This is a genomic window from Phaeovulum sp., from assembly GCF_041596715.1.
Taxonomy (GTDB): Bacteria; Pseudomonadota; Alphaproteobacteria; order Rhodobacterales; family Rhodobacteraceae; genus UBA6213.
The window spans coordinates 1-9,139 of sequence record NZ_JBFHIA010000118.1 but is presented as its reverse complement, the minus strand read 5'-3'; the positions used below and the strand labels follow the sequence as shown (position 1 = coordinate 9,139).

Genomic DNA, 9,139 nt, shown 5'->3' with positions numbered 1-9,139 from the left:
GGCTTTTGCGAACTTACGGGCGAGCCAATCAGCCTGAAGCGCCTCGACGCGCGCCCGATTGCCACATTGACGCTCGAGGCACAGGAGCGTCACGAACGCCGTGAGCGGGTTCACCGCGACGATTGATGCCGAAAGCCCAAACCGGGCACATGGCAGGGCGGGAGAGCGGCCGATGCTGGTCGGACGTCAGGTGACGGTCTTGGGTGCGGGAATAGCCGGCCTCGCGGTAGCGCGCGCCTTGGCGCTGCGCGGGGCGCAGGTAACCGTTTACGAACAATCCGATGCGATCCACGAAGTTGGCGCGGGTTTGCAGATTTCGCCCAACGGGATGCGCGTGCTGCGCGCGCTCGGTCTGGCCAAGGGCTTGGCCGAAATTGCCCCCCGCGCCGAGGCGATTGCGCTGTTTGACGGGCCAAGTGGTGCCCCGCTGGCGCGAATGCCGCTGGATAAGGGCGAATACCGTTTTGTGCATCGCGGCGCGTTGATCGGGCTTCTGGCCGAAGGCGCGCGTGCCGCAGGTGTGCAGTTCCGCTTTTTACAAGAGGTAGAGCGGGTTGTGCTGGGCGCGCATCCGCCGCGCTTCATCACCCTTCAAGGTGCCGAAGTTGAAAGCGAAGTGCTGATCGGCGCGGATGGTCTGCATTCGAAAGTGCGCGAGGCGCTAAACGGCGCGGCCATGCCGTTTTTCACCCATCAGGTGGCTTGGCGCGCAACAATTCCTGTCGAACCTGACGCCGCACCTGTGGCGCAGCTATTCATGGGCCCCGGTCGGCATCTGGTCAGCTATCCGCTGGGGCGCGGGTTGCGCAATATCGTGGCGATCGAGGAACGGCGGCGCTGGGTTGAAGAAAGCTGGAACCTGCGTGACGATCCCCTGACGCTGCGCGCGGCCTTCTCTAGGTTTTGCCCGCAGGTGCGCGGTTGGCTCAAAGCGGTCGATACGCCGATGCTCTGGGGTCTGTTCCGCCACCCTGTCGCGGTGCGCTGGCAGGGGCACGGGGCGGCGATTCTCGGCGATGCCGCGCATCCGACGCTGCCGTTTCTGGCGCAAGGCGCGGTAATGGCGCTGGAAGACGCGTGGGTGCTAGCCGAGCGGTTGTCGCGCCACGATACCAGCGGCGCGGCTTTCGCCTCTTACAAGGCCGCACGGGCGGCGCGCTGCACACGCATCGTCGAAGCCGCCAACGCCAATGCGCGCAACTACCACTTTGGCGGCGCACGCCGCTTGGTGGCCCACGCGGGGCTGCGGCTTTTGGGCAAGGTCGCGCCCGGCGCGCTGTTGAACCGCTACGATTGGGTGCACGGGTTTGATGCAACCGAAGGTGCGGGCGGCTGACCGGCAGCTTTGGGGTGCCGCGTGGCGCCATTCTGGCAATGTGAACCCGTGCGCTTCAAGCGTCGAGTTCGACCCAGACCGGAACGTGATCCGAAGGTTTCGTGCGCCCACGCATATCTTTGTCGATGCCTGCCGCGGTCAGCAGGTCCGCGGCCTGCGGGGCAAGCAGCAGATGGTCGATTAGGATGCCGTTGTTCTTTTCCCACGCCCAAGCCTGAAAATCCCAAAAACTGTAAAGCCCGGGTTCAGGGTGGCAGGCGCGCAGGCCATTGGTCAGCCCAAGGTTTACAAGGCGGCGATAAGCGGCGCGGGTGTCCGGCAGTGCCAGCGCATCTTCGCGCCAAGCCTCGGGGCGTGCGGCATCTTGGTCCTGCTCGATCACGTTCCAGTCGCCGCCAAGAACGAAAGGTTCTTCTTGCAACAGCAATTCGGCGGCGCGCGCGCGGGCGCGGGCCATCCACGCAAGTTTGTAGTCGTATTTCGGCCCCGGCGCGGGGTTGCCGTTGGGCGCATAAAGCGCCACCACCCGCACCGCTTTCAGCCCGATCACGGTGGCTTCGATCCAGCGCGCTTGTTCATCGGCCTCGTCGCCCGGCAGGCCGCGCGCCACATCCTCAAGCGGCAAGCGCGACAGGATCGCCACACCGTTGAATCCCTTTTGCCCATGCGTTTCAACGCGGTAACCAAGGTCTTCGATGGCCTCGCGCGGAAAGCCCTCGTCCACCGTCTTGATTTCCTGCAACAGCGCCACGTCGGGGTGGGTTTCGCCCAGCCAAGCGGTCACCGCCTCTAGCCGGGCCTTGATGCCGTTGATGTTGAAGGTAGCAATTTTCATGGGCAACCTCGCGTTTGCCCCTTTTTAGGCTGCGATTGCCGCGATGGGTAGGGCTTGCGTGCAAGGGCGCGGTTCCCGCTGCGGGGAACAGCTTTCAAAAACCTTAATAACGTGTAAGAAAGTGCGTAAAAACAGATGGATAGGCTTTATAACACACGTGTTATGCCCGGCCTCAGACCGAAAAAGAGGTGCCGCAGCCGCAAGAGGCGGTGGCATTGGGATTTTCCACCACAAAACGCGCGCCGATCAATTCTTCGGAAAAGTCGATGCTGGCCCCGGCAAGAAAGGGCAGGGACACCGGGTCGATCAACACCTGCTGGCCCTCGCCCTCCAGCACCAGATCATCCGGCGCGGGCGTGCCGAAATCGATCTCATACTGAAACCCCGAACAGCCCCCCCCAGACACCGCCACGCGCAGGGGCCGCATGTCGCGGCCCGCATTAATCGCGGCAAGACGGGCGAAGGCGCGGGGGGTAACCTTGGGTGGCAGGATCATCGGGGCTTTCCAAGCTGGTGTGCCTGCACGATATAGGAAGGAACAAAAGCCGGAACAAGCCGGAGGGGACGATGCTGAAACCTTATGCCTGCGATCCGGCGGCCAGCCGGGGGCGGCTTCATTCCGAAAGCATCTCGACCTTTCGCTCGCCGTTTCAACGAGACCGCGACCGGATCATCCATTCCTCCGCCTTCCGGCGGCTGAAACACAAGACCCAAGTTTTCGTCGAGCACGAGGGCGATTACTACCGCACCCGCCTGACCCATACAATCGAGGTGGCGCAGGTCGCGCGCACCATCGCCGGGGTGCTGGGTTTGAACACCGATCTGGCCGAGGCGGTGGCGCTGGCCCACGACCTTGGCCACCCACCCTTTGGCCATACCGGCGAAGACGCCCTGGCGCTGCTGATGGCACCTTACGGCGGGTTCGACCACAACGCGCAGGCCATCCGCATCGTCACCCGGTTGGAGCGTCACTACGCCGGGTTTGACGGGCTGAACCTGACTTGGGAAACGCTGGAAGGCATAGCCAAGCACAACGGCCCAGTAATCGGCGGCGCGGGCGCCCATTCCGTGCCAGACCGCGCGCATCTTCCTTACGCGCTGGCCGAGTGTGATGCCGAATGGGATCTGGAACTGACCACCAACGCCAGCGCCGAGGCGCAGGTGGCAGCAGTGGCCGACGATGTGGCCTATAACCACCATGATCTGCACGACGGCCTGCGCGCCGGTCTGTTCACCGAGGCGGATCTGATGGAATTGCCGCTTGTCGGCCCGGCTTTTGCCGAGGTTGACCGGCTTTATCCCGGCCTCGACGCTACCCGCCGCCGTCATGAATCGCTGCGGCGCGTGTTTGGGGTGATGGTCGAGGACGTGATCGCGGTGGCCGAAAACCGCCTTGCCGCACTCGGCCCCAGCAGCGTCGATGATATCCGCGCGATGGAGGGGACGATCATCCGCTTTTCCAAGCCGCTTTATCAAAACCTCAAGGCGATCAAAAGTTTCCTCTTCACCCGCATGTACCGCGCCCCCACCGTGGTGGCCGAACGCGAGCGGGTGACGGCGATGATCAACGCGCTTTTCCCGCTGTTCCTTGCGCAGCCAGAGCTGCTTCCCGAAGACTGGCAGGGCGACGTGGCCAAGGCCGACAGCGAAACCGCCCTTGCCCGCGTTGTGCTGGATTACGTGGCGGGGATGACGGACCGGTTTGCTATTCAGGAGTTTGGGCGTCTGGTGGGGTAGGGCACGCTACTTTCACCCCCGAACCTTTGGCGCGGGGCAGCGCCTGACCCGCAGAATGGGCTATCGCTGCCCCAGCGCCAATGTGGCTGGCACCCTAAAGTGCAGGCCCCTCAGACCATCATCTCTTTTGTCGATGTCAGCTTCAGCGTCAGATAGTCGCGCCCGATGCGGTCGATATCCCATTGAAGCCGCGTCAAGAACACAAGGTCGCCGTCGCTGTCGCGCGCGATGTGCTGCTTGTTCACGTTCACGAACTTCTCCACCTCGTCCTTCGGCCCTGTCACCCAGCGGGCCGAGGTGAATTGCGACGGCTCGAACCGCACCGGAAGCCCGTATTCCTGCTCGATCCGGCTGGCCAGCACTTCGAATTGCAAGGCACCCACGACGCCCACGATGAAGCCGGAGCCGAGCATTGGCTTGAAGACCTTGGCTGCACCTTCCTCGGCGAACTGGGTCAGCGCCTTGTCGAGGTGCTTGGCCTTCATCGGGTCAAGCGCGCGAACGCCTTGCAGCAGCTCTGGCGCGAAGGACGGGATGCCGGTAAAGCGCAGCGCCTCGCCCTCGGTCAGCGCATCGCCGATGCGTAGCTGGCCGTGGTTAGGGATGCCGATGATGTCGCCTGCCCAAGCCTCTTCGGCCAATTCGCGGTCTGCGGCCAGAAACAGAACCGGGTTTGAAACCGCCATCGGCTTTTTGCTGCGCACATGCAGCAGCTTCATGCCGCGCTGAAAATGCCCCGAGGCAAGGCGCACGAATGCCACGCGGTCGCGGTGCTTGGGGTCCATATTGGCCTGCACCTTGAAGACCACGCCGGTCACTGCCGCCTCACCCGGCGCGACGCGGCGGGACTCGGCGCGTTGGGGTTGCGGCTCTGGCCCAAACTCGGCGATGCCCTGCATCAATTCGCGCACCCCGAACGAGTTGATCGCCGATCCGAACCAGATCGGCGTCATGTGACCTTCAAGCAGGCTTTGGCGGTTGAAAACTGGCAAAAGTTCGCGCGCGACTTCCAGCTCTTCGCGCAGCTTCGCCAGAAGCTCCGCTGGCACATGCTCGGCCAGTTTCGGGTCGGCAAGACCGTCGATCTTGATGCTTTCGGCCACCCGGTTGCGGTCTGCGCGGTCCATCAGTTCCAAGCGGTCATGCAGAATGTCGTAGCAGCCGATGAAATCGCGCCCTTGCCCGATGGGCCAAGAGGCGGGGGCCACGTCGATTGCCAGATTCTGCTGGATTTCGTCGATGATGTCGAAGGTATCGCGGCTTTCGCGGTCCATCTTGTTACAAAAGGTCAGAATCGGCAGATCGCGCAGCCGACAAACCTCAAAAAGCTTGCGGGTCTGGCTTTCCACGCCCTTCGCGCCGTCGATCACCATGATCGCGGCATCGACGGCGGTCAGCGTACGGTATGTGTCTTCGGAAAAATCCGAGTGACCGGGGGTATCGACGAGGTTGAAGCGAAAGCTGCCGAAATCAAAGCTCATCGCCGAGGCTGAAACCGAGATGCCGCGGTCGGCCTCGATCTTCATGTAGTCAGAGCGGGTGCGCCGCGCCTCGCCCTTGGCGCGCACCTGACCGGCCATCTGAATCGCGCCGCCAAAGAGCAGGAACTTTTCGGTCAACGTGGTCTTGCCGGCGTCGGGGTGCGAAATGATCGCAAAGGTCCGGCGGCGGGCGATTTCAGGCGGGAGGGTGGCGGGCATGTTCATGGCGCGCGGTGTATCTGCTGGCGCAGAGCCACGCAAGCGCGGGGGCAGGGTTGCGGCCTAGTCGCGGGTGCGCTTTTTAAAAAGCGCGGCGCGGGTTGCGGCATCAAACTGCGCCCGGCCCGCTTCGGTGCCGAAATGCGGGCGGTGGCGCAGCCCGGGAAAGTCTGCGCGCAGGCTTTCGGACATGGCCTCGGGCATCAGGTGCAGCATCGCCTCGCTGACCTGAAGGCTTTCGCATGGGATGCCCTCGGCATAGATGATCTCGTGCCGATCAAAGACGAGGCTGTAGTAATCGACATGGCCACCCTCGCGTCGCCAGACGCTTTCGCCATCGACCAGATGCTTGGCCTGCACCAGAATCTCGGAGGTATCGCCTAGCCGCTGCGCGCCCCGCCGATAGAGAAAGATCCTGTGATGTGGGCTGACCACCAGATCGCCCTCGTTGCCAAGCGTGCCCGCCGCGATCACCACCGGGGCAGAGCTGCCAATCGCGCGCAGGCTGGCCTTGCCGACAAAGCGTAATGGTTGCGGGCCGGAATCGCGGGTCAGCACCCGATCGCCCGGCCTAAGCGCCTCGATCGCGCGTTGTTCGCCCCCCGCCAAGGTAATCAGCGTGCCGGTGCAGAACGCGACACAGATCAGGTCTGATAGTCGCGCCGCATCCGGGTCGTGTTGCGACTCGAGCAGGGTATAGTCGGTGCGCGGCGCAATCGGGGAAAGCGGTAGCGCGTAAAGCCGCCCGCTGGCCTCATGTTCAATGATCAGGATATCGACGGTGTCGCCGTCTGGTGCCATCAGCACGTGGCGCGCAACCAGCGCTATCGCATCGCCCGGCGCGCCAATTTCCGAACCTGCCGCCACGCTTTGCCCGGCACCACCCGTGGCCAGCACCAGCCGCACCGGCTCGGCACCACGGGAAAGCTGGTAAACGTCACCCGGCAGGCAGGCTTCGGGTTCGCCAAGCGGATCGCCGTGGTTGGCGCCGCTGGTGACGCAGATCGCGTCAGCCATGAACACATGCGCAGGCTGACCGGGAAGCGGCGCTGTGTTCTGGTTGGGCATAAAGGAACCTCGATCCTTGCTATGGCGCAGCGCACTGGCATCGAATAGCAAGTGCGGGTATTGCCTTTTGACCGCGAGGCGTCAAGTCGCGGGTTGCCGCAGCGAGGAGAGAGATCAATGGATTTGGGTATCAGCGGGCGCCGCGCGCTTGTTTCGGCGGCATCAAAGGGGCTTGGGCGCGGCGTGGCCGAGGCCTTGGCGGCGGCTGGCGTGGATCTTGTCATCAACGCACGCGGTGCCGAGGCGTTGAACGCGACGGCGGCAGAGATTGCCGCGCGCTACGGCGTAAAGGTTGACGCGGTAGTGGGCGATATCACAGAGCCCGAAACGCGCGCGCGGGTGCTGGCGGCGGCGGGCGCTGTGGATATTCTGGTCACCAACGCCGGGGGGCCACCGCCCGGCCATTGGCAGACATGGAGCCGCGACGATTTTCTGCGCGCCATCGATGCCAATATGCTGACCCCGGTGGCGCTGATGCAAGCCTGCCTTCCGGGCATGATCGAGCGCGGGTGGGGCAGGGTGGTCAACATCACGTCGGCCGCGGTAAAATCGCCGATTGCCGAGCTTGGGCTTTCCAACACAGCACGCGCCGGGTTGACCGGCTTTGTCGCCGGAACCGCGCGGCAGGTGGCGCGCAACGGTGTGACGATCAACAACCTCTTGCCCGGCCTGCACGCCACTGACCGCGCCACGGCGCTTGATGCGGGTGCTGCCGCGCGCGAGGGCATCACCCCGGCCGAAGCCGCCGCGCGCCGCGCCGCCGGTATTCCCGCCGGGCGCTATGGCACGCCTGCCGAGTTTGGTGCGGCCTGCGCGTTCCTCTGCTCGGCACATGCCGGGTACATCGTGGGCCAGAACATCCTTCTTGATGGCGGCGCGTTCAACGCAACCCTGTAAGGCCCGCGCCCGCGCCCGCGCCGCATTGCTTGCACGGCCAAGTCGGCGCTGATATCGGGTAAGCCTGAGTGATTTGATCGGATAGCCGCGTGTCGCAATCGCCGCCCCCTTCCCGGCTTGAGGTGCAGGGCCTTGCCCGAGCGTTCGGCGCACGGCAGGTACTGCGCGGGATTTCCTTCGAGGTTGCCGCGGGGCAGGTCAGTTGCCTGCTCGGCCCATCGGGCTGCGGCAAAACCACCGCGCTGCGGATCATCGCCGGGGTCGATGCGGGCGATGCGGGTGTGATCCGGGTGGACGGTACGCCGATTGCGGGCCCAGGTGTGCAGCTGCCGCCAGAACAGCGCGGCGTCGGCCTGATGTTTCAGGACTTTGCGCTTTTTCCGCATCTGACGGTGGCCCAGAACGTGGCCTTCGGGCTGCACGGCGCGCGCCCCGAGCAGGCGCGCCGCGTGGCGGAATTGTTGGAGCGGGTGCATATGCAGCACCACGCGCAAAGCTATCCACACGCACTATCGGGGGGCGAGCAGCAGCGCGTTGCACTGGCGCGCGCGCTGGCACCGCGACCCCGCATTTTGCTGATGGACGAGCCGTTTTCGGGGTTGGACGAGCGGCTGCGCGATGCGATCCGCGACGAAACCCTGCAACTGCTGAAAGAAGAAGGTGCCGCTGTGCTGCTGGTCACGCACGAGCCGCATGAGGCAATGCGGATGGCAGACCAGATCTTGCTGATGCGCGCGGGCGAGATTGTGCAGCGCGGCGCGCCCTACAACATTTACAACGCCCCGGCAGACCGCGAGGCTGCCGCGTTCTTTTCTGACCTGAACATTCTCACCGGCAAGGTGCAGGGCGCGCTGATCGATACCGCGTTTGGCGCTTTCTTGGCGCCCGGTCATGCCGATGGCACCAAAGTGGAAATCGCAATCCGCCCGCAGCACCTCAAGCTTGATTTCGACCGTGCCGGGCGCGGCCCCGCGCCCACTGCGGCCGAAGGCACGGCGGCGCGGGGGCAGGTGCTGCGGGCGCGGTTTCTGGGCCGTGAATCGCTGGTGGAGTTTGGTATGGATTTTGACGGCTCGGTGCTGATGGCCTCGGTGCCCGGCGTATTTCTGCCCACCCCCGGCACGCCGATGTGGCTGATGATCCGCCGCGATCGTTGCTTTGTCTTTGCTGCGCGCTGAGGCGGTGGCGGCTTAGATCGGGATTTTGTCCATCAGGTAGTTGCGAAACAGCGTTGGAACCGTTGCCGCCTCGCGGAAGCCTGTTGCGCGCGCCAGTCCCATCAGATCGGTGACGGGCGGGGGCAGGTGTTCAAGCACCGCACCCGAGCCGCGCAACATGCCATCGGTATGATCGCGCCCCAGCACCGAGTATCCGGGGTAAAGCGAACCGAAGCCAGCAAGCCCTTGCCGGAAAAAGGAAAATCGCAACATTCGTGTGCGCGGAAACATGGTGAGAAGCATCACACCGTCTTCTGCGCGTAGAAATAATCCGTGGCAGGGAAGCCGCGGCGGGCACGACATTTCGATCTGCCCAGGGCTGGTCAGATAGGGCTCGTAAGATTTCATC

General features: G+C 64.2%; 10 protein-coding genes. 5 read left to right on the top strand and 5 right to left on the bottom strand.

The window, feature by feature from the left end:
- Together ABY403_RS09500 and ABY403_RS09495 are read left to right on the top strand one after the other, a co-directional pair.
- Window positions 1-126, top strand: a 126-nt coding sequence (locus ABY403_RS09500) for a TraR/DksA C4-type zinc finger protein (protein ID WP_372840551.1), incomplete at its 5' end; no start/stop codon positions are given.
- Window positions 127-172: 46 nt separating this feature from the next.
- On the top strand, window positions 173-1,336 hold the full coding sequence (locus ABY403_RS09495) for an FAD-dependent oxidoreductase (RefSeq protein ID WP_372840550.1): 1,164 nt from the start codon (window positions 173-175) through the stop codon (window positions 1,334-1,336).
- Window positions 1,337-1,391: 55 nt separating this feature from the next.
- On the opposite strand, the gene xth is transcribed toward ABY403_RS09495, so the two are convergent.
- Window positions 1,392-2,171: an exodeoxyribonuclease III gene (gene xth, locus ABY403_RS09490; protein WP_372840549.1), complete on the bottom strand. Its 780-nt coding sequence runs from the start codon at window positions 2,169-2,171 to the stop codon at window positions 1,392-1,394.
- 172 nt (window positions 2,172-2,343) lie between these two features.
- Window positions 2,344-2,667 (bottom strand): HesB/IscA family protein, encoded by a 324-nt coding sequence (locus tag ABY403_RS09485; protein ID WP_372840547.1) that lies wholly within the window; start codon window positions 2,665-2,667, stop codon window positions 2,344-2,346.
- A 71-nt stretch (window positions 2,668-2,738) separates the two neighbouring features.
- On the opposite strand from ABY403_RS09485, the gene ABY403_RS09480 reads away from it, so the two are divergent.
- On the top strand, window positions 2,739-3,908 hold the full coding sequence (locus tag ABY403_RS09480; RefSeq protein ID WP_372840546.1) for a deoxyguanosinetriphosphate triphosphohydrolase: 1,170 nt from the start codon (window positions 2,739-2,741) through the stop codon (window positions 3,906-3,908).
- Between the two features lie 110 nt (window positions 3,909-4,018).
- Here ABY403_RS09480 and ABY403_RS09475 read toward each other — a convergent pair whose 3' ends face one another.
- Window positions 4,019-5,614: a peptide chain release factor 3 gene (locus ABY403_RS09475; RefSeq protein ID WP_372840545.1), complete on the bottom strand. Its 1,596-nt coding sequence runs from the start codon at window positions 5,612-5,614 to the stop codon at window positions 4,019-4,021.
- A gap of 57 nt (window positions 5,615-5,671) precedes the next feature.
- Entirely contained in the window at window positions 5,672-6,676 is a 1,005-nt protein-coding gene (locus ABY403_RS09470; RefSeq protein WP_372840544.1) for a Hint domain-containing protein, read from the bottom strand.
- Between the two features lie 117 nt (window positions 6,677-6,793).
- Here ABY403_RS09470 and ABY403_RS09465 point away from each other — a divergent pair, with 117 nt between their 5' ends.
- Both ABY403_RS09465 and ABY403_RS09460 read left to right on the top strand, forming a co-directional pair.
- The gene (locus ABY403_RS09465; RefSeq protein WP_372840543.1) at window positions 6,794-7,573 is read left to right on the top strand and encodes an SDR family oxidoreductase; all 780 of its coding nucleotides are present in this window, start codon (window positions 6,794-6,796) and stop codon (window positions 7,571-7,573) included.
- Between the two features lie 89 nt (window positions 7,574-7,662).
- Window positions 7,663-8,751: an ABC transporter ATP-binding protein gene (locus ABY403_RS09460; RefSeq protein WP_372840542.1), complete on the top strand. Its 1,089-nt coding sequence runs from the start codon at window positions 7,663-7,665 to the stop codon at window positions 8,749-8,751.
- Between the two features lie 12 nt (window positions 8,752-8,763).
- Here ABY403_RS09460 and ABY403_RS09455 read toward each other — a convergent pair.
- On the bottom strand, window positions 8,764-9,139 hold a 376-nt coding region (locus ABY403_RS09455; RefSeq protein WP_372840541.1), incomplete at its 5' end, for a hypothetical protein.